27 protein-coding genes and 1 pseudogene are annotated in these 23,077 nt (G+C 59.9%); 19 read left to right on the top strand and 9 right to left on the bottom strand.

Annotated features, from left to right (window positions below; all coding sequences use genetic code 11):
* The first annotated feature begins 136 nt into the window (after positions 1-136).
* From NL154_RS08445 to NL154_RS08455, 3 genes are all read left to right on the top strand, one after another.
* Positions 137-796, top strand: coding sequence for a TetR/AcrR family transcriptional regulator (locus tag NL154_RS08445; RefSeq protein WP_210628104.1), 660 nt, complete (start codon positions 137-139; stop codon positions 794-796).
* Positions 797-944: 148 nt separating this feature from the next.
* Positions 945-1,118 (top strand): hypothetical protein, encoded by a 174-nt coding sequence (locus tag NL154_RS08450; RefSeq protein WP_210628103.1) that lies wholly within the window; start codon positions 945-947, stop codon positions 1,116-1,118.
* The gene (locus NL154_RS08455) at positions 1,115-1,447 is read left to right on the top strand and encodes a DUF6105 family protein (RefSeq protein ID WP_210628102.1); all 333 of its coding nucleotides are present in this window, start codon (positions 1,115-1,117) and stop codon (positions 1,445-1,447) included. The genes NL154_RS08450 and NL154_RS08455 overlap by 4 nt, the downstream gene beginning before the upstream one ends.
* On the opposite strand, the gene ruvX is transcribed toward NL154_RS08455, so the two are convergent.
* A complete protein-coding gene (ruvX, locus tag NL154_RS08460; RefSeq protein WP_434733889.1) occupies positions 1,384-1,878 on the bottom strand; it encodes a Holliday junction resolvase RuvX in 495 nt (164 codons plus the stop codon). The two genes, NL154_RS08455 and ruvX, sit on opposite strands and share 64 nt — an antisense overlap.
* A 114-nt stretch (positions 1,879-1,992) precedes the next feature.
* Between ruvX and NL154_RS08465 the strand changes: the two genes are divergently transcribed.
* The 10 genes from NL154_RS08465 (at position 1,993) to NL154_RS08510 (ending at position 13,588) form a co-directional block, all read left to right on the top strand.
* Positions 1,993-2,697 (top strand): metal-dependent hydrolase, encoded by a 705-nt coding sequence (locus tag NL154_RS08465; RefSeq protein ID WP_210628100.1) that lies wholly within the window; start codon positions 1,993-1,995, stop codon positions 2,695-2,697.
* A gap of 69 nt (positions 2,698-2,766) precedes the next feature.
* Positions 2,767-3,054, top strand: coding sequence for an Asp-tRNA(Asn)/Glu-tRNA(Gln) amidotransferase subunit GatC (gene gatC / locus NL154_RS08470; RefSeq protein WP_009992749.1), 288 nt, complete (start codon positions 2,767-2,769; stop codon positions 3,052-3,054).
* 58 nt (positions 3,055-3,112) lie between these two features.
* The gene (gene gatA / locus NL154_RS08475) at positions 3,113-4,594 is read left to right on the top strand and encodes an Asp-tRNA(Asn)/Glu-tRNA(Gln) amidotransferase subunit GatA (protein ID WP_210628099.1); all 1,482 of its coding nucleotides are present in this window, start codon (positions 3,113-3,115) and stop codon (positions 4,592-4,594) included.
* Positions 4,585-5,079 carry a GNAT family N-acetyltransferase gene (locus NL154_RS08480; protein WP_221124185.1) on the top strand — a complete coding sequence of 165 codons (495 nt, stop codon included), beginning with the start codon at positions 4,585-4,587 and terminating at the stop codon, positions 5,077-5,079. Before gatA ends, NL154_RS08480 begins: the two co-directional genes overlap by 10 nt.
* Positions 5,080-5,104: 25 nt before the next feature.
* Positions 5,105-5,380, top strand: coding sequence for a hypothetical protein (locus NL154_RS08485; protein ID WP_434733890.1), 276 nt, complete (start codon positions 5,105-5,107; stop codon positions 5,378-5,380).
* A gap of 114 nt (positions 5,381-5,494) precedes the next feature.
* Complete coding sequence (locus tag NL154_RS08490; protein ID WP_405048802.1) at positions 5,495-5,584, top strand: hypothetical protein; 90 nt, start codon at positions 5,495-5,497, stop codon at positions 5,582-5,584.
* Positions 5,585-5,708: 124 nt separating this feature from the next.
* The gene (locus NL154_RS08495) at positions 5,709-6,338 is read left to right on the top strand and encodes a DUF433 domain-containing protein (RefSeq protein ID WP_221124183.1); all 630 of its coding nucleotides are present in this window, start codon (positions 5,709-5,711) and stop codon (positions 6,336-6,338) included.
* Positions 6,335-6,640, top strand: coding sequence for a DUF5615 family PIN-like protein (locus NL154_RS08500; RefSeq protein ID WP_434733891.1), 306 nt, complete (start codon positions 6,335-6,337; stop codon positions 6,638-6,640). Before NL154_RS08495 ends, NL154_RS08500 begins: the two co-directional genes overlap by 4 nt.
* A gap of 2,816 nt (positions 6,641-9,456) precedes the next feature.
* The gene (locus NL154_RS08505) at positions 9,457-13,245 is read left to right on the top strand and encodes an RHS repeat domain-containing protein (protein WP_434733892.1); all 3,789 of its coding nucleotides are present in this window, start codon (positions 9,457-9,459) and stop codon (positions 13,243-13,245) included.
* A complete protein-coding gene (locus tag NL154_RS08510; RefSeq protein WP_210631556.1) occupies positions 13,232-13,588 on the top strand; it encodes an immunity protein Imm33 domain-containing protein in 357 nt (118 codons plus the stop codon). Before NL154_RS08505 ends, NL154_RS08510 begins: the two co-directional genes overlap by 14 nt.
* Here the strand turns inward: NL154_RS08510 and NL154_RS08515 are convergent.
* Together NL154_RS08515 and NL154_RS08520 are read right to left on the bottom strand one after the other, a co-directional pair.
* Positions 13,575-13,832: pseudogene (locus NL154_RS08515) on the bottom strand (transposase domain-containing protein); the annotation flags it as partial. The gene NL154_RS08510 and the pseudogene NL154_RS08515 overlap by 14 nt on opposite strands.
* Positions 13,833-13,972: 140 nt before the next feature.
* Positions 13,973-14,230, bottom strand: coding sequence for a YjhX family toxin (locus NL154_RS08520; RefSeq protein ID WP_221164389.1), 258 nt, complete (start codon positions 14,228-14,230; stop codon positions 13,973-13,975).
* A 310-nt stretch (positions 14,231-14,540) separates the two neighbouring features.
* Between NL154_RS08520 and NL154_RS08525 the strand changes: the two genes are divergently transcribed.
* A complete protein-coding gene (locus tag NL154_RS08525) occupies positions 14,541-15,050 on the top strand; it encodes a GNAT family N-acetyltransferase (RefSeq protein WP_434733893.1) in 510 nt (169 codons plus the stop codon).
* Positions 15,051-15,054: 4 nt separating this feature from the next.
* On the opposite strand, the gene NL154_RS08530 is transcribed toward NL154_RS08525, so the two are convergent.
* Positions 15,055-15,366, bottom strand: coding sequence for a DUF1294 domain-containing protein (locus tag NL154_RS08530; protein WP_434733894.1), 312 nt, complete (start codon positions 15,364-15,366; stop codon positions 15,055-15,057).
* Positions 15,367-15,506: 140 nt separating this feature from the next.
* Here NL154_RS08530 and gatB point away from each other — a divergent pair, with 140 nt between their 5' ends.
* From gatB to NL154_RS08555, 5 genes are all read left to right on the top strand, one after another.
* A complete protein-coding gene (gene gatB / locus NL154_RS08535; protein ID WP_434733895.1) occupies positions 15,507-17,009 on the top strand; it encodes an Asp-tRNA(Asn)/Glu-tRNA(Gln) amidotransferase subunit GatB in 1,503 nt (500 codons plus the stop codon).
* A 3-nt stretch (positions 17,010-17,012) separates the two neighbouring features.
* Entirely contained in the window at positions 17,013-17,516 is a 504-nt protein-coding gene (locus NL154_RS08540) for a GNAT family N-acetyltransferase (RefSeq protein ID WP_210631551.1), read from the top strand.
* Between the two features lie 4 nt (positions 17,517-17,520).
* Positions 17,521-17,994: a GNAT family N-acetyltransferase gene (locus NL154_RS08545; RefSeq protein ID WP_434733896.1), complete on the top strand. Its 474-nt coding sequence runs from the start codon at positions 17,521-17,523 to the stop codon at positions 17,992-17,994.
* A 102-nt stretch (positions 17,995-18,096) separates the two neighbouring features.
* Positions 18,097-18,495: an NADH:ubiquinone oxidoreductase subunit NDUFA12 gene (locus NL154_RS08550; RefSeq protein ID WP_064712858.1), complete on the top strand. Its 399-nt coding sequence runs from the start codon at positions 18,097-18,099 to the stop codon at positions 18,493-18,495.
* A 114-nt stretch (positions 18,496-18,609) separates the two neighbouring features.
* Entirely contained in the window at positions 18,610-19,044 is a 435-nt protein-coding gene (locus NL154_RS08555; RefSeq protein WP_434733897.1) for a DUF2155 domain-containing protein, read from the top strand.
* A gap of 71 nt (positions 19,045-19,115) precedes the next feature.
* Here the strand turns inward: NL154_RS08555 and NL154_RS08560 are convergent, their stop codons facing one another.
* The 5 genes from NL154_RS08560 to aroQ form a co-directional block, all read right to left on the bottom strand.
* Positions 19,116-20,042, bottom strand: a complete 927-nt coding sequence (locus tag NL154_RS08560; protein ID WP_221146551.1) for a DUF2167 domain-containing protein — start codon at positions 20,040-20,042, stop codon at positions 19,116-19,118.
* Between the two features lie 75 nt (positions 20,043-20,117).
* The gene (gene aat, locus NL154_RS08565; RefSeq protein ID WP_434733898.1) at positions 20,118-20,732 is read right to left on the bottom strand and encodes a leucyl/phenylalanyl-tRNA--protein transferase; all 615 of its coding nucleotides are present in this window, start codon (positions 20,730-20,732) and stop codon (positions 20,118-20,120) included.
* A 7-nt stretch (positions 20,733-20,739) separates the two neighbouring features.
* Positions 20,740-22,089: an acetyl-CoA carboxylase biotin carboxylase subunit gene (accC, locus tag NL154_RS08570; protein ID WP_210631546.1), complete on the bottom strand. Its 1,350-nt coding sequence runs from the start codon at positions 22,087-22,089 to the stop codon at positions 20,740-20,742.
* Between the two features lie 10 nt (positions 22,090-22,099).
* Entirely contained in the window at positions 22,100-22,576 is a 477-nt protein-coding gene (gene accB, locus NL154_RS08575) for an acetyl-CoA carboxylase biotin carboxyl carrier protein (protein WP_434733899.1), read from the bottom strand.
* A 20-nt stretch (positions 22,577-22,596) separates the two neighbouring features.
* The gene (gene aroQ, locus NL154_RS08580) at positions 22,597-23,034 is read right to left on the bottom strand and encodes a type II 3-dehydroquinate dehydratase (RefSeq protein WP_210631544.1); all 438 of its coding nucleotides are present in this window, start codon (positions 23,032-23,034) and stop codon (positions 22,597-22,599) included.
* Positions 23,035-23,077 lie beyond the last annotated feature (43 nt).

Raw genomic sequence — 23,077 nt, forward strand, 5'->3', positions numbered from 1 at the left:
TGCCGCCTTTCGCGCCCATGCGACGCCGGATTCTGAGTGCTGGAGGAAATATCCACAGTCTTCCCAAGGGGATAGGATTGATCGGATAAGGTCTCCCCGCTACTCACCGATTGGTGACAGTGGGGAACGGTCGGTGATGCTGAATGAAGCTGAAAATCTTGATAATTCGATGGAGGTCGGCGCGGAGCCGGAACGGCGCGTGCGCGATCGCGGCGCCACCGAGCGCGCCATCCTTGCCGCCGCCAAGGGCCTGCTGGCGCAGGAGGGCTTCCAGAATTTCGGCATCAATGCGGTCGCCCGCCGCGCCGGCTGCGACAAGCAGCTGATCTACCGCTACTATGGCGGCCTTGACGGTTTGGTCGAGGCGATCGGCGCGGATCTCGGCACATGGGTGAGGGATCGCATTCCGGAAGATGCCGGCGGCATGTTCATGCTCACCTATGGCGATCTGATGGAGCGACTGGCGCTTCTGCTGCTCGACGCCTTGAGAAATGATCCGCTGATGCGCCGCATCCTCGCCTGGGAAGTATCGGAAAACACCGAGCAGGTGAGGCGGTTGTCCGAGGCCCGTTCGAAGGCTCTCGCCCTTTGGCTGGATCGCATGCGCGGTTCGCTGGCGCCGCCAAAGGGCATGGATGCGGCAGCCGTCAATGCCGTCGTCATCGCGGCAATCCAGCACCTCGTGCTTTCCGGCGCCGCCGGCGGCCAGTGCGCGGGCCTGTCGCTGAAGACGTCGAAGGACTGGGAGAAGGCCGCGACGGCACTGAAGCGTCTCGTGCGCGGCGTCTACGGCTGACCCCCTTTCATCCACGGGCCCCATTCATCCACAGGGAGGAGGCGCGGCGTTAACCTTAACGAATGGTTTACGTTGCGTGGGGCTGGTTAACCCGACAGTGTGGCGGGGAGCAGAGATGATACGAGTGAGAACCTGCGAGTTGACGCCCATGGGAAGCAAGATCGCCAAAGCCGCAATTCTGGTGACGGCAATGATGTTCTTCGCAGTCCTGGCGCTGGATATCGCAATTCCGACGCTGGTGCTTTGCATCATGGCATTGTCGACCTGGCTGGTTTCCCTCGGTCTGCCCGTCGCCCGCAAGCAGGGAGGAGAAGCCGCATGAGGTGGTTTCTGATCTTCTGGGCCGGTCCCATCGTCTTTCTGGGCGCATGGTACTGGCTCTCCTATTACGACATGAATTTCGGCATCTTTATGCTGACGCGGCAGGTCCATGACCTGACCTTCGCGATCTATGGCGAAGCCCTCGGTGTGCCGCCGGAGACCATCCCGCCGCTCGTTGCCCGCGCCATTGCGGTGGATAGCCTCGTCGTCTTCGCCATCATGGGCTTCAGAAAGCGCAAGTTGATCGCCGCCTGGTGGAAGGCGCGTCAGGCGCTGAATTCGTCTCCCGCAGACCTTGCGAGCGAGGACAGCCTGTCGAGGGCGCCCTGAAGGATGAAGCTTGCCGCGGCCGAATCGATCCGTTCGGCCCGCTTGGCGCGCGAAACGTCCATTTCTATGAGCGTCCGTTCGGCCGCGACCGTCGAAAGCCGTTCGTCCCAATAGACGAAGGGCAGCACCGTTTTCTGCTCCATGTTGCGCACGAAGGCGCGCGTCGCCTGCACGCGCGGCCCCGCCGATCCGTCCATATTCATCGGCATGCCGATGATGAAGCCGGCAACCTTTTCCGCCATCGCGAAGTCCAGCAGCGCCTGCGCGTCGATCGTGAACTTGACGCGGCGGATCACCGGACGTGGCGTGGCGAAACGCCGGCCGAGATCCGACATCGAAATCCCGATCGTCTTGGTGCCGAGATCGAGCCCGGCGATCGCCTGCCCGGGAGCAAGGATTTCGGCCATTTCCTCGATCGTCAGCACCGTCATTGCCGTTTCATCCCGTCAAAAAGAAATTGAAGCCGCCGCCGCTTTCCTTTGCCGGCGCATGAGATATGTCCTTACCATCGAAATCCAGTTTTGCATCACGTGAGGATAGATTTCATGAAGATCACCTGGCTTGGCCATTCCGCCTTCCGCATCGAGACATCAAAGGCGAAGATCCTGCTCGATCCCTTCCTCAGCCATAACGCCTCCTTTTCCGGCCAGGACATCAAGGATGTGTCGGCAGGCATCACCCATATCCTGCTGACCCACGGCCATGGCGACCATGTCGGCGACACCGTGGCGCTTGCCAGGGAGACGGGTGCGGTCGTTCTTGCCAATGCCGATCTCGCCGCTTGGCTCGGCTCCAAGGGCGTCGACAGGATCGAGATGGGCAACACCGGCGGTACGGTCACGTTCGGCGGCTTCTCCGCGACGTTCACCAATGCGCTGCATTCCTCGGCCCAGATCACCGAGGACGGCGTCTCGCATGCGCTCGGCAACGCCAATGGTCTGATGCTGCATTTCGACGACGAAGCCTCGATCTTCGCCATGGGCGACACCGACATCTTCTCCGACATGGCGCTGATCAACGAGTTGCACCAGCCCGATATCGGCTTCGTGCCGATCGGCGACCGCTTCACCATGGGCGGCGCGGTGGCGGCACTCGCCTGCCAGCGCTATTTCAGCTTCAAGACCGCGATCCCCTGCCATTACGGCACCTTCCCGATCATCGACCAGACGGCCGACAAATTCGTTGCCGGCATGGAGGGGTCGAAGACTGAGGCGAGGGCGCTGAAGCCTGCCGAGAGCCTGTCGATCTGACGAAACCCCGTTGCACCGGGCGAACATGGCCTTTATAGCGGGTAGGAAAAATCCTATCCGGAGAATGCCATGTCCGTCGATCTTGCCACCGTGAAGCGCGTTGCCAAACTTGCTCGTATTGCCGTCTCCGAGGATGAGGCAAATCGCATGGTCGGCGAGCTGAACGGCATCCTCGGCTTCGTCGAGCAGCTCTCCGAAGTCAACGTCGATGGCGTCGAGGCGATGACGTCGGTGACCCCGATGGCGATGAAGAAGCGGACCGACGAGGTGACCGATGGCAACAAGGCCGCCGATATCGTCGCCAATGCGCCCGTCACCGACCATAATTTCTTCCTGGTGCCGAAAGTCGTCGAATAAGGCTTCGAAGGCCTCTTTCCGCCCCTGTTGCCATTTTCAAGACCGAAGCGAAAACACGATGAGCGAACTCACCAGCCTGACCATTGCCGAAGCCCGCGAGAAGCTCCGCGCCAAGGAAATCACCGCAATCGAACTGACTGAAGCCTATATTTCGGCGATCGATGCGGCCAATGACCGGCTGAATGCCTACGTAAAAACAACGCCGGATCTCGCCCGCGTCATGGCCAGGAAGTCCGACGAGCGGATTGCAGCTGGCTCGGCGGGCGAGCTCGAAGGCATCCCGCTCGGCATCAAGGATCTCTTCGCCACCGTCGGCGTCCACACCCAGGCCTGCAGCCATATTCTCGATGGTTTCGAGCCGCGTTACGAGTCGACCGTGACGCAGAACCTCTGGGATGATGGCGCCGTCATGCTCGGCAAGCTGAACATGGACGAATTCGCCATGGGCTCGTCCAACGAGACGTCCTATTACGGCCCGGTGATCAATCCCTGGCGGGCAGAGGGCTCCAACCAGCAACTCGTCCCGGGCGGCTCCTCCGGCGGCTCGGCCGCTGCTGTTGCCGCCCATCTTTGCGCCGGCGCCACCGCGACCGATACCGGCGGCTCGATCCGCCAGCCGGCCGCCTTCACCGGCACCGTCGGCATCAAGCCGACCTATGGCCGCTGCTCGCGCTGGGGCACCGTCGCCTTTGCTTCCTCGCTCGACCAGGCAGGCCCGATCGCCCGTGATGTGCGCGACGCCGCGATCCTGCTGAAGTCGATGGCAAGCGTCGACGCGAAGGACACGACATCCGTCGATCTGCCGGTGCCCGATTATGAGGCCGTCCTCGGTCAGTCGCTGAAGGGCATGAAGATCGGCATTCCGAACGAATACCGCGTCGACGGCATGCCTGAGGAGATCGAGACCCTGTGGCGCCAGGGCATTGCCTGGCTGAAAGATGCCGGCGCCGAGATCGTCGATATCTCCCTGCCGCACACCAAATACGCGCTTCCGGCCTATTACATCGTCGCGCCCGCCGAGGCGTCCTCGAACCTCGCGCGGTACGACGGCGTGCGCTACGGCCTGCGCGTCGACGGCAAGGATATCGTCGACATGTACGAAAAGACGCGCGCCGCCGGTTTCGGCAAGGAAGTCAAGCGCCGCATCATGATCGGCACCTACGTGCTGTCGGCCGGCTACTACGACGCCTATTACATCCGCGCCCAGAAGGTCCGCACGCTGATCAAGCGCGATTTCGAATTGGCCTTCGATGCCGGCGTCGACGCCATCCTGACGCCGGCGACGCCGTCCTCTGCCTTCGGCGTTGCTGACGAAAACCTCGCCGCCGATCCGGTGAAGATGTATCTGAACGACATCTTCACGGTGACGGTCAACATGGCGGGCCTGCCCGGCATCGCCGTTCCCGCCGGCCTCGACCAGAAGGGCCTGCCGCTCGGCCTGCAGCTGATCGGCAAGGCCTTCGACGAGGAAACCCTCTTCAAGACCGCCTACGTCATCGAGCAGGCTGCCGGCAAGTTTACGCCGGCCAAGTGGTGGTAACGGGTCTCACGATCCGAAAGATAGCCTTTGCCGACCACGAAACGGTCGGCGCCGTCGGCTTTGCCTCATGGGCCGCAGCCGATGCCTTCGACCACAGTTATCGCGACCCCGATGTGATTGCCAGAGTCAGGCAAGAGTTCACAGTGTTTCCGCGAGAGACAAAAGGTGAGATCTTCGTTGCCGAACTCGACGCGGAGATCGTCGGCTGGGGCGCACGTGAAGGCCAACCCAACTATGTGTCCGATCTCTGGGTGCATCCCAATCATCAGGGCAAGGGGTTGGGCGGGGCTCTGCTGTTGCATCTGTGCGAGCTGATGACGGCCGAAGGACTGACGACCGCCCGGATCGACACGCATGCCAGGAACATAGGCGCGATCCGGCTTTACAAACGCTGCGGTTTCACCATCATCTGGCACGGTATCGAATTCTCCAGGAGCATGGGCGTCCCGCTCGAAAAGGTGCACCTGGAGAAGCAGCTAGGCTGAGCAATAACCAAACTGGGAGGGCTTCATGGCAGGCAATGATCTTATCCGCCTGATCGAGGCAATCGACCGCCTTGCCGCCGGCGGCTTCACCATGGGCGCGGATTGGCAGGCGGTTCACGATATCTGTCAGCGCCACGAAGGCGAACAGCCGTTCGACTGGGGCCACGCCCTCTGCCATCGCATCGAGGGCGACGACTGGAATGCCGACTACTGGTATCGCCGCGCCGGCAAGATGCGCGGCACGGGCGCACTGCCCGACGAGTGGGCGGTGATGCGGGCGGAATTGTCTCCAAAGGCTTGAGCTTTGCCCTGACCGCGTCGGTTTAAGGCGCGATCAGGGTTGCCGGACCTATCTGCTGCGACCTGACTGTCCCCAAAAGGCCTGTCGCAAGAGGAGCTCGCACATCAAGCAGGCATCGATCGTACCTATATCAGTTCGCTGGAACGCAGCGTTTATAACGCGAGCATCGACGTCGTGGATCACCTGCAACCGTTTTGGAAATAGAGGCCTCTGTTTGTTGAAACGGCGGCCGAAAAAGTGAAGCTGCCATTGCTCGTGATAGCCGAAATTGCAGTCGGTCTTTACGCCAACCTTCGCTCAATATATATTCTCCTGAAGGAGAATGATTATGGTTGCCACATCACGCGCCTACACGCCCGCCGAAGCAGCAGCTGTCAGTGAGATTGCTGTAAAGTCGGTCCATAATGCAATCGACAAGCGGATCATCAAGGCACATTTTGGCCGCGCTGGCCGAGAACTTTCGGATGACGACCTGCTCCGCCTGAAGCTCTGGTATGGTGTGGGATCGATCCTCTCTGCGGAGCGCCGCAAACGCTTGTTCGAAACGATCGACGAGAATCCTGATGCGGATACGGTGAGGGCAGACGATTATCTAATCGTCGACGTGGCGCGGGCAAGGGAGCAACTGGCTGCGCGGGCAGAGACCCTTCGAGAAGCCGAACGCGCGATCCGAAGCACCAAAGGGGTCGTCGGTGGCGAGCCGGCATTCAAAGGAACCCGAGTTCCGGTGCGCATGATCGCGGCGATGAAGCAGCAGGGCGCCACTACCGAAGAAATCGTCGGGGGTTACCCTTCCGTCACGGCCCGGATGGTGGAACTCGCCGAAATCTGGACGGCAGCTCACCCGGCCCGAGGGCGGCCGAAGAAGCTGTCGGAACAGGGACTGAAGGTGAAGGCTGTGAAGAGTTTGCGTCTCGCCACGACTGGGTCCCGGAAATCCTCGGGCACGACTTCGTGAAGTTCCTGATCGATGAATGCCTGCACACATCGCTCGTGGCCGTGGCTCAAGATCACGGGCACGACTGCTTTCACGTCAACTGGCTTGGCCTAAGCGGCGAGACCGACTGGGATCTGATGCCTCGCATTGTCGCGGGTGATTTCACCTTCGTGACGAACAACGCGCGCGACTTCCGGAAACTCTACGCAAAAGAGGAATTGCATGCGGCCTGGTCATCATCGTTCCTCAGGTGCTGCCGGCACTGCAGCGGGAATTGTTCCTGGCTGTTGTGCAAGAGCTCGCCGACGCCCAGGAGATCGTGAACGAGCCATAGAGATTGCGATCGAAGATGGCCAGGCCGTGCTGACACGCTACGCACTGCCGGGATGAAGTTCAATTTCAACCGATAAGCGACAGATCGATCCGAATCCCATCTCGGTCAACGTCCTCGTTTCCGCCGACTCCCCGTCGTTTGGCTCCGCTGCAGAGTCGGTCCCAAGATTGCCGAAACAGCAAAGCTTTCAGCCCCGACTCCTGCATCGAATCTTATGGGGATTCTCTCTTCTCTGTGCTTGGCGTCCGATGAACTTGCATCGTTCACCGCATCTCCTTGAACTTATCTTCAGATGCGATCAATACCTCAGCTGTTGATGATTGAGAATTATTTCTTGAACCTCACACTTGTCTACTTGCGTTCTTAAATATTTTCGACTTTAGAGAGTGGAAATTTCAGTACGTCTTGATTCATCCGGGGGATTCATGCGTCAGTTTCGTTTGCGTGTTGCGGCTTCGGCTGCAGCGGTTCTCTTTGCGTTGTCTGTCGCGCCGGGCATAAACTCCGCGGTTGTCGGAACCGCGGTTGCGGCCGATACCGCCAAAACCAGTGGCAGTGGCCTTGGCAATGGAAGCACGGCCGGCCTCGGCGCGAAAGCCACCGAGGCTCCAGCAACGTCCAATCTCACCTCCACCGCTGACGCTTCCTCGCAACCAGATAAGACGGTCGACCGAACCACGCTCGGCAAGGGAGGTCTGGCGCCGGCCGAAGGCGCCGCCGACGGTGAGACGCTGACGGTTGACGGGCAGGCCAAGGACGCGGCTTCGTCGGCTGAGTCGAATACGACGCAAGCGGCAGGCGCCACCACGCTAGCGGCGACGGCCACGACAGTCCAGCCGGATTCGGCTGCGGTCAATGCGCCTGAGAAAGCATCGGTTCCGCAAATCTCCAGCAATGGATCATTCACACAGCTCATCAGCCTCGACCTGCCGGATTATTACGATATTGCTCCCAGGCTGACGCTTCGTTACGATTCGGCGCGCAAGTCTCGGCTCGGCGGCCTGTATCAAGGCTGGCTTGGATACGGCTGGGGTCTCGACGGCCTCGATGTCATTGAGCGGGAAAGTCCCGGTGGCGGCGTCCCGACATGGAGTGACGCCAGTGACGTTTATGTGCTGAACGGCGAACCTCTCGTTGCCTGTTCGGCTGCGTCCAGCTGCCAGCCCGGATCGACGCATACAACCGAACATGAGTCGTCTCAGCGGATTATTCTCAGTTCCAACAGATGGACAGTTACAGACAATAAAGGGGTGTTGACGACCTTCCAGTCTGTGGCGGAAATTGCCAACGCACCACATAGTGATCCTAATTGGCGCGGGCGTTATTTGCCCACCTCGGTGGTGGATCCGAACGGCAATCGGGTGACTTATTTCTATACCTGCCCTGATATTCCCACCTGTTATCCGACGCGGATCGAATACGACAGCCGCTCCTATATTACGTTCGGCTACGAGCCGCGGCCTGACTATCAGCCGGTGGCCAATGGTTCGGGCATTACATGGAACCGTTACCGGTTGAAATCCGTCGCTTATAGCGTGGCTGCCGAAGCCGGCCTCAGTGGCGGCTACGCCCTCTTTTACAATCAGGCGCCCTTTTCGAACGCATCCCGCCTTGTGCGTGTCGATCGTTACGGCCGCGATTTGGTCGTCGATTCCAATAACAGCAACATTACCAGTGGAACCCACAAGACCATACGGTCGATGGTTTATGACAACATCAACTACAGCTACACAAGGCTGAACAATCAATTCCCTGCGCCGACGTCCGGGGACCCTGCAAAGCAGCTTTCCTATTTCCTCTCCCGGCAAATCGGCGACCTGAACTTCGATGGCAGAGATGAGTTCTATGGCTCTTTTCTTACCTATCGCTACGATTCGGGTTTGCGTACATATGTGGCTGACCCCCTCAAATTTACGTTGACGAAATTTAGCGGCACCGGCGCTGTCGCCGGCACGTCGACTGTCGCTGTTCCAACGAATTCTTGTTATGAGGGAGCGCTGGTTCCGAACTATTTCGGCGGCCGTTTTGTGTCGGGAAAGCTGACCAAGGATCTCGCATTTACCTATAACGTGCGAAACAGATGCAGCATTATCGACAAGACCCGTGTTAGCGGCATTATCACAACCGATGCCTCGTTGAACGTGTCGACTTCGCTGTGCCCGAACGCCAATACTGCTGTCTGTAACGCCATTCCCACGGATTACGACGGTTCTAATACAGTCAAGAACGCGTCCGTGGATCCGGACGGCGATGGATACGATCAGCTCTTCAATGTCGGCGATTATATTCGCGGTGTTGCAGATTTTTCTGGCGGCGGTCGCCAGGGTTACGTCAGAGGCCAGATTCTCAGCGCGTACAAATACGCCGGCGGCAGCTCGTTTACCGGCCAGGCGATGGGCGTTGACTGCAGTTCCGCGTCCTATTACTGCGCCCTTGCGGATATGAATGGCGATGGCACAACCGACGTTGTCAAGGCGACGCCGTCCGGATCGGGGACCTATGTGGCGACGGTCTGGCTGGGAACCGGCAGCAGTTTCGTTCAGGTCGCCAGCGGCCTTGCCCTAGAGGGCACGCCGATCCTGCGCGACATGGACAATGACGGCAAGGTCGACGTTGTCGCCGCCAAGGATCGAAAGGACACTGATCCCTTCAAGGACCTCAGAGCCTACGGCCTCTGGTTCGGAAGCTCCGGCAACAGTCTCGTCGTCTCGCCTTTCCTGCAGCGCGGTTCCGGTCTGTCGGGTGACTTCAATGGCGATGGCCTTCCCGACTTCGTCGCTTCCCAGACGGACACTGTCATTTCCAATGATCGGTCCGGGCAACCCGAATCTCTTGCGGACCGTCACCTTAGAAACGGGTGGGACGATTTCGGTCAACTACGCCCCTTCGACGAGCTTTACCAACAGCTTCATGCCGGTCGTCATGCATCCGGTGACGAAGGTGACCGTCGCCGATGGACGCGGAAACTCTGCCGCCACCAGCTATTCTTATTCCGGGGGTCTCTACAATCCGGCCGCCCGGAAGTTCCTGGGTTATCGCACCGTCAGCACGACCAAACCAATCCTAGCTGGAGATACCGCCGCTCCGATCGTCGTGACGACCTACCGACAGGATCTGGCGAGTTACGGACTGCCGGACACTACGGTTTTGCGCAACGCAGCGAATACGGCATCCAAGACAATCACCGAAACCTATGACGCCAGCATCGCCTCGAAGCCTTACAAGGCCAGAAACATTGCGACGACGACGAAGCTGACGGAGGGGGGCACGACGGCCTACCTGCGGACGGAGCGCAGTTTCGATGCTTACGGCAATGTGACGGAAATCAAGGATCGCGGCCGCACGGTGGATGCCGCCGGCACGGAGAATGTGAACACCACCGGCGACGAGAAGACGACGACCTTCACCTTCGCCCCGAACACCTCCGCCTACATCGTCTCGCTGCCGACCTCGAAGACGGTCCGCTTCGGCGTCGATGCCGCATCACCGGTCGGCAGCAAAGAGGAATATCTTTACGACGACGCGACGGCGGTTGCGACGCCGCCGGTCAAGGGCAACCTGACGCAGAAGCTCGCCTATATGAGCGTCGGCAGCACGCCGCGGGTGTCGCCGACCAGCTATGCCTATGATGCCTACGGCAACCGGATTGCCGAGACCGATGCGCTTGGCAACCGCAGCGAATGGGACTACGACGCCACCTACCACCTCTACCCGGTGGCGGAACGGGCGCCGCGCTACTTCGCCAATGGCGCCCTGACGGGTGACAGCCGCTTCACCAGCACGACCACCTACGATCTGGTCTGCGGTCTGCCGGCCACAAAGACCGACTGGAACGGCATCGTCGAGACCTTCACCTATGACGCCTATTGCCGGCCCTATGGCTATGTGAATGCCGGATCGGGCAATTACCTCAACACCCGTTACGAGAACGAGGGCAGCCCGACGACGCAGGCGGTGGTGACCTCTTCGCCGCGGACCAACGGGACAGGCGAGGTCTTCAGCCGCACCTATTATGACGGCCTCGGCCGGCCCTGGCAGGTGGAGACGCCCGGGGCGTCTGCCACCGGACCGGTTCGCATCACCGAAACCGCCTATGATGCCCGTGGGAACGTGCAGAAGACGTCACTTGTCCGATTCAAGGCCGCCGCGACCGAGCCTGAGACGGTACAATGGACGACCAACAGCTATGACTGGCAGGACCGGGTGATCAAGCAGGTCAATCCCGACACCAGCCAGAAGCTCTATCAATATGCGGCGCAGTCGGCACTTGTGACCGACGTCACCAGACTGCCGGTGTCGCTGACGGTCCTGACCGACGAGGAAAACCATCCGCATCGCAGCTATGCCGACGCGGACGGCAATGTCATCGCCCTGCAGTCGCAGTTCGGCGCGAACTGGGTCACGGAAAACCGCAGCTACGACCCGCTCGGCCGTCTGCTGGGGGTGCGCGACCCGAAGGGCGCGCAATGGACCTACACCTACGACCTGCTCGGCAACCGGCTGACGGCCAGCGATCCGGATCTCGGCAACTGGTCCTATGCCTATGACGATGCCGGCCGGCTGATCCGCCAGACGGATGCGCGCGGCGCGGTGACGACGATGGCCTACGACCAGATGGGCCGGGTCACCCGCAAGGAGGTGACGGAACCGGGTGCGACGGTGCCGACCCTGCTGGCTGAGAACAGCTATGACGAGCCGGCCGCCACCGGCCAGTCGCACAATGCCGGCATGCTGACCAAGGCCGAGAACGCCAATGCGACGCTGACCTACACCCGTTTCTATAACGGCGCCGGCGACAAGGTCATCACCCGGGCGGTCATCGACGGCGTGGCGAGCACGACCACCGTCGAGCACGGGCCGACCGGCAAGACCACGGCGATCGGTTATCAGCCTGCCAATATCGTCGTCGGCAAAAGGACCTTGCCCTGGCTCTACAACGATGCCGACCTGCTTTCCAGGATCCCGGGACTGATCGACTCGACGAGCTACGAGGCCGACGGCCAGACGCAGACGATCAATTACATCAATGGCGTGACGACCAGCTTCAGCTATTCGCCGACCCGGCGCTGGCTGGACCGGGTGACGACGGCGAAGGGCACGACGGTGCTGATGGACAATCAGTACAGCCGTGACAAACTCGGCCGGATCAAGACCATCACCGGTCTGGCAGCCAACGACAACTGGACCTATGGCTATGACGATCTCTCTCGCCTGACCGGCGCCGACAATGGCGGCGACAACAGCCTCGACGAGACCTACAGCTACGACACCAATCACAATCTTCTCTCCCGCACGCGGATCGGCAGCTATGTCTATCCCGCGGCATCAGCGATCCGCCCGCATGCGGCAACGCAGATCGGTGCCAAGACCATCGACTATGACGCCAACGGCAACATGGTCTCCGATGGCAGCCGCACGCTGAGCTGGGACGGCGCCAACCGGCTGGCGAGCGTCACCGAGAACGGCGCCACGGTGAGCTTCGCCTATGGCCCGGACGGCGCCCGGGTGAAGAAGAGCTGGGGCTTCGGCACGACGCTCTATCCCGACGCCAATGTCGAGATCGACCGCTCGACGCCGGGCACCGACATCTACACGCTCTATCCGCATCCCGACGCCAAGATCGTCGTCACATCAGGCAGCACCACGCAGGACAAGTTCTTCCTGCACCGTGATCACCTCGCCTCGGTGCGGCAGGTGACCAACGAAAGCGGCTACCGGGTCGAGCAGACCGGCTATGCCGCCTATGGCGAAGCCACCAACACCAGCTTCCAGACCAAGAAGAGCTATATCGGCGAACGCTTCGATGCCGAAACCGGGCTGATGTATCTCAATGCCAGGTACTACGATCCGGCGTTCGGGCGGTTCGTCTCGCCGGATGACTGGGACCCGACCAAAGACGGGGTCGGCACAAACCGCTACAGCTACTCCGAAAATGATCCGGTCAATAAGTCCGATCCGAATGGGCATTCGATCAATTACTCAGACAGTTGGGGACAGCGCAGCACCGAGCCGCTTAATGGACGCTTGTCCCGCGCTGATGATGGCTTGAAATCTGAAATCAACGTCAGTCTGAACGCCGGAGCGACAGCTGGCAGCAGGTCGTTTGCAGGCGGCCTATTCGGTGACGAGCCGGATGTAGAAGAAGAAGGTGAAGCCAGCAACTTTGAGTTCCAGCGGCATCAAATGGATGAGCAACTGGAGAAACATATTCTTAGCCCGTCGGCCGGTTTCTTTAACAAAGAAATGCATGGCGTCGATATCAAAGGCATCGGAATTGGCGCACCCATGTCGATGGGAACGTTCAAATCTCCAGCCACAAAAGCATACGCTCGCCCCTCGAATGCCACTACGCCAAAGCAAAGAACCTTTGTTCAAGGTAAATCATGTGTTGAGTGTGGGGCCGCAGGTGGAAAAATGATCGCCGATCATATCAAATCCCTCGTAATAGAATATTATGAAAATGGATCAATCGACAAAACGCGGATGCGAGATATAAAATCGGTTCAGCCACAGTGTGTTATCTGCTCTGCTAAACAAGGCGGATACTTAAGCAATTTTTCTCGTCAGATGAAAAAGGAAAATGGATTTGAATAAGAGCCTTGCAATAGCCCAGAAGGAGATCTGCGATCGCTATGGCTCCCCACTTGTCGCTCCGCTGCCTCATCAAATTGTCGGAATTGCTCGCAATGTTAAATCTGGCTTTCGGCCGATTAATGGCCTCCGGCACCCAGTAGTAGGAAACACAACTGGTTGGTACATCTGGGCAGGTGAATACTCTTTTGCGGATGATTTTTTCAGTCCGCTTCATATCAGTCACTTGGCTGATTGGGCTCCGATCGTTGAACAATATCTTGGCCTTGCCCCGGGATGGCGTTTCTTGATCGACGGGGACTATGAGGACGTATGGTTTGATGAAGCGCTCCTTAGCGAAAGCTAAAGCCGAATTTAACTCTCTTTTCCCTTATCCTGTAAACCAGGGCATCGATTTGGCTGTTGGTGTGGCGATTGACGATCCTGGTAACCACGTCTGCCAGATAGGCCATCGACGCCGATGAGCTTTGCCGTTTTGATGAACGAGGCAATGGTCGCCAATGTTCGGCTCCTGTGCCGGAACCGGTTAAGAGCGCATTCTTACGATTGAGAGCAATTGGCGTTGAGGATCGTTCGACTGTATTGGAATCAAAACGACATGTCTAAGCCCTCGTTCGAGCTCAACATCGTCAATCAGACACTGATCCGGAAGGTGCGATCAAAACTCCGCTTACGCTCAACCCTGAACGCGCGGTCTGAGGCACGGTCAGAGCGCGTCGGTCGCCTGACCCTATCTATTGTCCAGCTGCGACCTGACCAGTCTCAGCCCTCGTTCGGTAATCCGGTAGGGTTGACCGCCTGAAGACCTGATCGCCTTTAGCCGCTTCAGTCTGCGGAAGAGATCGAGGTCGACGCCGGGATAGCGCCAGCCGTCGCGGGTGAAGCAACTGACGTTCTCGATCTTTCTGTTGTCGTCTCGGATAATTTCGATGCGGCCGCCTTGGGCCATGAGATGCAGGATGCGCTGCTCCGTGCGGGAAATGTCCATGTTGTGAGATCCGGTATCGCGCCGTAGGCGCGCACAAAAACGATCTGGCGCGCATTCGAACGTCAGGGCTTCGTTTTTTCGGGCCTATGCGCGCAAGAAAACTTGCGGGCAGGGCCTTTACCGGGTCTCAGGAAGGCTCAACATAAAACACCTCGATCAGTTCTATTATTCAGCGCGGAAAAAGCGGTCAAGAGCATCCCTGTCGATGAAACCTGGTCGAAAACCCTGGTTTCGGTTGATCATGCCTTTGCAGCTACTGGTAAAGTCCGCGACTCAGTGATCTAGTCAGAGGGGTAACGCGGAGGTGTCGTTGATCCACATTCGCAATGCCCGCGACGGGGAAGCGGAGCTATTGAGCGAGATCGGGCTCAGGGCCTGGCAAAAGGCGATGGCGTCGATCGGCGAATCGGATGCGATGATCGACGCGGCGCGCAACGCCTTTCGCAATTTTGTGGAGAATGACTGGCTGACCATCACCGTCATCGAGCAGAACGGCCAGGTCGCAGGCTGGGCTGCACGCGAGGGATTGGATGAAACCATCTCGGATTTCTGGATCGATCCCATCTTCACCCGGCAGGGACTCGGCTCAGCCCTTCTCGAACGCATCGAGAAGGATATCGCCGGCCGAGGCTTCGAGACGGCGGCGGTGCAGACCCATTCCGGCAACAGCGAGGCAATCGGCTTTTTCCAGAAGCACGGATATGGCATCCACTGGCTGTCGGTCGCCTATAATCCGAAGCTTGACCGCGACGTGCCCTCTGTCGGGCTGACGAAGCCGCTGGTTTCGGACAGCCAAGGCGGCTACGGGCAGGAATTCTGAGGTTTCAAAAATTCAGATGAAGGCGAGGGGCCCATAGCGGCGCGAAGGCCAGCACCGTTGCCAAGGCGCCGTGGAGGATCAGGATCGCCGCCAGGATCGACCGGAACGGCTCCTTCCTCGTTTTGTGGCGCAGGATCTGCTGTGCCGCCACCGCACCGAGGCTGCCGCCGATCAGCGCAAGGATCAGAAGCGTACGCTCGCTGATGCGCCACCCGCCCTGGCGCGCCGCCTGCTTGTCGAGGAGATAGACCGAAAAGACGATCAGGTTCAGCGCCAGCAACAGTGCGGCCATTTTGGTGATGTCAGTCATGGTCATGCGGCTACACTGCCATGCCCCGGTTAACCCGCGGCAAATGTCGCCCGTCAAACCGCGGTCCGCGATGGGGAAAGCCTTGCACCGGAATGCCATTTCCTTTACCTCACCAGTGGAAAAGAACAGCCTGCAAAGAGCATCAGATGACCATTGTCGACGTCCGCACGCCCGATCCAAAACGCTTCATTCCCGGCGCCACCGGCGACTGGGAAGTCATCGTCGGCATGGAAGTCCATGCCCAGGTGCTGTCCAATTCGAAGCTCTTCTCCGGCGCTTCGACGGAATTCGGCAAGCCGCAGAATTCGAATGTTTCGCTGGTCGATGCCGCCATGCCCGGCATGCTGCCCGTCATCAACGAGGAATGCGTCAAGCAGGCCGTGCGCACCGGTCTCGGCCTCAAAGCTGAGATCAACAAGCGTTCGGTCTTCGACCGCAAGAACTACTTCTACCCCGACCTGCCGCAGGGCTATCAGATTTCTCAGTACAAGGATCCGATCGTCGGCGAGGGCAAGATCGTCATTTCGCTCGGGCCGGACCGTCAGGGCCAGTTCGAGGACATCGAGATCGGCATCGAACGCCTGCACCTGGAGCAGGATGCCGGCAAGTCGATGCACGACCAGCACGCGACCATGTCCTATGTCGACCTGAACCGTTCCGGCGTGGCGCTGATGGAGATCGTCTCCAAGCCCGACATGCGCTCGTCCGACGAGGCCAAGGCCTATATGACCAAGCTGCGTTCGATCGTGCGTTACCTCGGCACCTGCGACGGCAACATGGACGAAGGCTCGATGCGCGCCGACGTCAACGTCTCCGTCCGTCGTCCCGGCGAGGCTTTCGGCACGCGCTGCGAGATCAAGAACGTCAACTCCATCCGCTTTATCGGTCAGGCGATCGAATACGAAGCCCGCCGCCAGATCGGCATTCTGGAGGATGGCGGCGAGATCGAGCAGGAAACGCGCCTCTTCGACCCCAACAAGGGCGAGACGCGCTCGATGCGCTCCAAGGAAGATGCGCACGACTATCGTTACTTCCCCGATCCGGACCTGCTGCCGCTCGAATTCGACGATGCCTTCATCAAGGCGCTCGAAGCCGATCTGCCGGAATTACCCGACGACAAGAAGGAGCGCTTCGTGCGCGAGCTCGGCCTGTCGGTCTACGATGCTTCCGTGCTCGTATCCGAAAAAGCGATCGCCGATTATTTCGAGGCCGTGGCCACTGGCCGCGACGGCAAGACGGCGGCAAACTGGGTGATCAACGACCTGCTCGGCGCGTTGAACCGCACCGGCAAGGATATCGAACAGACGCCGGTTTCGCCGGCTCAGCTTGGCGCCATCATCGACCTCATCAAGGCTGGGACCATCTCCGGCAAGATCGCCAAGGACCTTTTCGAGATCGTGCTGACCGAGGGCGGTGATCCCACAGAGATCGTCGAAGCGCGCGGCATGAAACAGGTGACGGATACCGGCGCCATCGAAAAGGCCGTGGACGAGATCATCGCCGCCAATCCCGAACAGGTCGAAAAGGTCAAGGCGAAGCCGACCATGGCGGCATGGTTCGTCGGTCAGGTGATGAAGGCGACCGGCGGCAAGGCCAATCCGCAGGCGGTCCAGGCGCTCGTCAAGGCGAAGCTCGGCATCGAGGAATAGCCCGTGTATTTCGTCCGCACCGCCGGAGAGCGCGACCTCGAGAAGGTGCGCGTCCTTCTGGCGGAGAGCTTTCACGCCACCTATGACGAGCTCCACGGCAAAACAAAGGTGGACGATCTGATCGCCCATCTCTTTACGCCGGCAGCGCTGAAGGCGCGGCTGGTGCGCAGGGACGCCGAGTTCCTCGTCGCCGATAACGGCCGCAACATCGGCGGCGTGGGTTATGCGGCGATGTCGCACGCGCTGACGAAGACGGTCATGCTGCATCTCCTCTATGTCAGTCCGTCGCTGCAGCGCCAGGGCATCGGCCGCGATGTCTTCGCCGAGCTCGAAACCTGCTTTCCGGATGCTGAGATCATGCGCCTGGAAGTCGAGCCGCAGAATGCGGCGGCGATCGCCTTCTACCGGGCGCATGGCTTCACCGAAGTCGGCCGCAATGAGAACAGCGGGCCCGGACAATCCGGCATTCCCTCGCTGATTTTCGAAAAACCGCTGGAAGGGCATTGATCCCGTGGCGGTCAAGTTGTCCGATATTCTCATTCGCGAAGCGCACAGGGATGATCTGCCGGCGCTTGTGGCGCTGTTTGCCGCCGATGCTCTCGGCGGTCACGGCGATACGACGGTTGCCGGGGCTTTTGCCGACTATGCCAGGGCCTTCGCCGTCATTGAGGCTTCGCCCGACCAGACGCTTTATGTCGCAGAGTGCGGCCGCGAAGTCGTCGGCACGTTCCAGATGATGCTCACGACCTCGCTGACAGGCCGTGGTTCTTCGACGATGATCATCGAGGCGGTGCAGACGCGGGCTGACATGCGCGGGCAGGGCATCGGCACCGGAATGATCGAATTCGCAATATCAGAGGCAAAAGGCCGCGGCGTGCGGCTGGTACAGCTGACGTCGAATGCCATACGCAGGGATGCCCATCGTTTCTACGAAAGGCTTGGCTTCAAGCCTTCGCATCTCGGCTTCAAGATGGCCTTGAAATGACCCCTGCCTCTCGTGGAATCGCTGGACAATTCGGCTTGGCGACGGCATAAGCGAGGAGCTAAATTCTGGTTTGGCCCGCACTGGCGGGCACAAGGAAAAGACATGCGGAATCTTCTGGTTCAAATCTTCACCTGGTGGAACAGTCAGACGATAGGCACGCGTTTTGCGACCTGGCGTTTTGGCAAGCGCGTCGGCGAGGATGAATTCGGCAACGTCTATTATGAAGGCGGCATGTCTTCCTATGGTCTGCCGAAGCGCTGGGTGATCTACAAGGGCTATGCCGAAGCCTCCGCCATTCCGCCGGGCTGGCATGGTTGGATGCATCATCGCACCGATGTTCCGCCGTCCAAGGAAAACTACGTCGCCAGGGAATGGCAGAAGGCGCATCGTCCGAACCTCACCGGTTCGCCGCAGGCTTACCGTCCGCCGGGCTCGCTCGCGGTTCCCGGCGAGCGGCCGCGCGTCACCGGCGATTACGACGCCTGGACGCCGGGCAACTGAGACGGCTCGGCCGGGTGATCACAAGCCCGGCTTTTGGCCACAATTGACCTTTACCCGCAGGTTGGCCGGGCTTGACCGCGGCCGTGAACTGAAAATGTCTGGAGACGGGTACACATGAAGCTCTTCACGCGGAACATGGTCCTGCGTGGCGCCGGACCGCTGCTGGCGCTCTCGGTTCTGCTTCCACCGGTTGCGGCGCATGCCGCACGCATTGAAAATCCGGTTGCCGTCTTCTCCGGCCTCGACAAGATCACCGGGCGCATCACGACCTTCGACGTCTATGTCAATGAGACGGTGCAGTTCGGCGCGCTGCAGGTGACGCCGAAGGCCTGCTATTCACGCGACCAGGCCGAAGCTCAGAAGATCGACGGCTTCGTCGAGGTCGACGAGATCACCCTCGACCGCAAGATTCGCCGCATCTTCACCGGCTGGATGTTCGCCGACAGCCCCGGTCTCAACGCTGTCGAACACCCGATCTATGATGTGTGGCTGAAGGAGTGCAAGACAAGCTCGGACGTCCCGGCTCCGGACAAGGCGACAGCCCGCTGATTGATATCGGCTGGGACAGGCTCCGAAAAAGCTTCACAATTTCGGCGCCGTCTCCTGGTTAAGCCGCGAGCCTATGCCGTGGGTGTCTTGTTTCGGGTGAAAAGACCTTTGGCAAACCGAAGCGCACCGCCAAGCACGACGACAATAAGGATGCCGGCCTTTTTCAGGAAGGCGGCGGCAAGCGCCAGGAGCCCTACCTTTGCGGCGATCTTGGCGCCAGCACCCGCGGCGATCATCCCGGCCATTCCGTAGGCTGCGATCTTGTCGCCTTCGACGAAGTCGGTATAGGCCATTCCCTTGTCGAACTGCACGAGCGTCGTCACGGTCGGAATGACCTGCTCGATCTCCTTCAACTGGTTCAGGCCGGCAACGAAATCGAACTCGAATACGCCCTGGCGACCAAGAACGCGTACGGAATAGTTAAGCGTATGCGGGGCTTGCGCATCATCGCCGAACAGCAGATCGCGCGCCCAATGCATCGCATGCGCAGATTTGTCGTAATGCGGCGTCGAGGCCCAGCCGACAAGCGTGATCTTTTGAAAACCCTGCTTCTCGCGCTCGACGTTGTTTTCGCGGATGGAATCCTTGATGTTCTGCAGCAGTTCATCGTAATCGGTCGTGGCGGCGTCGGCGTCTGAGACATAACCGTCGGCGCTGTATTCGACGATGGAACCCCAGGCCTCGATATCGGTCGGCGCGTATTTCGCCGGGAAGATCATCCCCATCGTTCCCTCCGCCGCTTGCGGCGGATTTCCCCAGATATCGACCAGCACCTTCTTCGTATCCGCGGAATTGAGATAGTAGAAGCCTTCGGGGATGTTCAGCGTTGCCTGTGCAGCAGGCAGCTTGATCGCGCCCTGCTGAAAGTCGAGCTTTTGCAGCAATGGTTTTTCTGCGTCCGAAAAAGCCCTGGCAGGGAACATCTCCTGGTAAGGGCGTGCCTCGGCTTGACCCGTGAATAAGGCGAAAAGGATTGCGGCCGCAAAATATCGTTTCAAAATTCTATCCCCCGTTGCAAGGCCAAACCTACTCAATTCGGCTCGAAAAGCAACGCAGGGATGAAACGATCACGCTCAAAACTCCAGGTGTGGCGATTCCATCGCGCTGGCAAGCAGCAACGCATATTCAGCCTTCGGCACGTCGATCGCTCCGAACGTCTTCAGGTGCTCGGTGGTGAACTGCGTGTCGAGCAGCGTGAAGCCCTTTTCCCTCAGCCGGTCGACCAGGTGTACAAGGCAGATTTTCGAGGCGTCCGTCCGGCGTGAAAACATGCTTTCGCCGAAGAAGGCCGAGCCAAGCGAGACGCCGTAGAGACCGCCGACCAGTTGATCGCCGTCCCAGGCTTCAACGGTATGGGCATGACCGATTTCGAACAGCGTGGAATATAGCGACCGGATCGTCTGGTTGATCCAGGTGCTCGGGCGCCCCGATGTTTCCTCGGCGCAAGCCGCGATCACCTGGTCGAACGCGTGATCGAATCGGATGTCGAAGGGTTTCCTGCGCACCGTCTTGGCGAGACTTTTCGAGATATGGAAATCATCGAGCGGCAGAACGCCGCGCAATTCCGGTTCGACCCAGAAAATCTCCGGGTCGTCGGCGGACTCGGCCATCGGAAACAGGCCGATGGAATAGGCGCGCAGGAGGATATCAGGGGTTATGCCTGGTGACTTCCTGCGCGATCCTGCCATTCCTGTCCTATGCCGCCGGCGTGTTGGCGAGGTAATGTTCCAGCCAGTGGATGTCATAGTCGCCGTTGGCGATATCCTGGTTGGAGACGAGATCCTGGAACAACGGCAGCGTCGTCTTGATCCCGTCGACGACGAATTCATCGAGGGCGCGGCGCAGGCGCATCATGCATTCGACACGGGTGCGGCCGTGCACGATCAGCTTGCCGATGAGGCTGTCGTAATAAGGCGGGATCTTGTAACCCTGATAGGCGCCGGAATCGATGCGCACGCCAAGGCCGCCCGGCGCATGGAAATGGGTGATCGTTCCGGGCGAGGGCACGAAAGTGCGCGCGTCCTCGGCATTGATCCGGCATTCGATGGCATGGCCGGAGAAGTGCACCTCGTCCTGCGTCACCGAGAGACCGCCGCCGGAGGCGACGCGGATCTGCTCGTGCACCAGGTCGATGCCGGTGATCGCTTCGGTGATCGGATGCTCCACCTGCAAACGGGTGTTCATTTCGATGAAATAGAACTCGCCGTTCTCGTAGAGGAATTCGATCGTGCCGGCGCCGCGATATTTCAGCTTCTTCATGGCATCGGCGCAGATCTGCCCGATCTTCATGCGCTGCTCGACATTGAGCGCAGGCGAATTCGCTTCTTCCCAGACCTTCTGGTGGCGGCGCTGCAGCGAGCAGTCGCGTTCGCCGAGATGAATGGCGTTGCCTTCACCGTCACCGAACACCTGGATTTCGATGTGGCGCGGCTTGCCGAGATATTTTTCCATGTAGACGGCATCGTTGCCGAATGCGGCTGCCGCTTCGGTGCGCGCCGTCGACCAGGCTTCGATCAGATCGGCCTCGCTCTTGGCGACCTTCATGCCGCGCCCGCCGCCGCCGGCCGTTGCCTTGATCAGCACGGGATAGCCGATTTCGGCGGCCGTCCGCAGCGCGTCCTCTTCGGTCTTCACCTCGCCGTCCGAGCCGGGAACGACGGGAATGCCAAGCTCCAGCGCCGTCGTCTTGGCGGTGATCTTGTCGCCCATGATACGAATATGATCCGCCGTCGGCCCGATGAAGGTGATGCCGTGCGCTTCGAGGATATCGGCGAACTTGGCATTCTCGGACAGGAAGCCGTAGCCCGGATGCACGGCGTCGGCGCCGGTGATCTCGCAGGCCGCGACGATCTGGTGGATGTTGAGATAGCTCTCGCGCGAGGAGGGCGGACCGATGCACACGCTTTCGTCGGCAAGACGCACATGCATGGCATCGGCGTCGGCGGTGGAATGCACCGCGACGCAAGCGATGCCGAGCTCCTTGCAGGCCCGAAGCACGCGAAGGGCGATTTCCCCGCGATTGGCGATGAGGATTTTCGAAATCATGGGCTTGGGCCTATTCGATGACGACGAGGGCTTGGCCGTATTCGACGGGATGTCCGTCGTCGACGAGGATCTCGGTCACCTTGCCTGACTTGGGCGAAGGAATCTGGTTCATCGTCTTCATCGCTTCGATGATGATGAGCGTCTGGCCTTCCTTGACGGTGGCGCCGATTTCGATGAAGGGACGTGCGCCCGGAGCCGGTGCCATATAGACGGTGCCGACCATCGGCGCATTGACGACATTCGCCGGGTTGCGGCCGGGTGCTGCGGCGGCTGCTGCAGCGGCCGCTGCCGGAGCGGTGGCTGCTGCCGGAGCGGCAAAGGCCGGTGCAGCGATCGGCGCCTGGACGTATTGCGGCGTGCCGCCGCGCGAAACGCGGATGCGCAAATCGTCCTGCTCGACCTCGATCTCCGTCAGATCCGTCTCGTTGAGAATATTGGCGAGATCGCGGATCAGTGCCTGATCGATACCCGATTTCTTTTCAGCCATGGTGTTGCCCTGTCTTCTTCTTATGCCGTGATGTTCTTCAGCGCATGGAGCGCCAGGATGTAGCTGTGAGGCCCGAAGCCGCAAATCACGCCCTTGCATGCCGGCGCGATCATCGACTCGTGGCGAAATTCTTCCCGTGCATGGACGTTGGATATGTGAAGTTCGATGACGGGAATTGAAATAGCGCGGATCGCGTCGTGCAGCGCGACTGAAGTATGCGTGTAGGCGCCTGCATTGATGGCGACGCCAGCGGCCTTTTCGTCGGCCTCGTGGAACCAGTCCACGAGCGTGCCTTCATGGTTGCTCTGACGGAAGTCGATATCAAAGCCGAGCTCGCGCCCTGCTGCCTTGCAGTCTGCCTCGATGTCCTTGAGCGTCTTGCCGCCATAAATCGCGGGCTCTCGTTTGCCCAGCATGTTCAGGTTTGGCCCGTTCAGGACAAAAATCGTTTGCGTCATCGAATGTTCCGTAAATGCACGACGGCAACCTATAGACTCCGCG

Source organism: Rhizobium sp. YTUHZ044, from assembly GCF_051123975.1.
Lineage (GTDB): Bacteria > Pseudomonadota > Alphaproteobacteria > Rhizobiales > Rhizobiaceae > Rhizobium.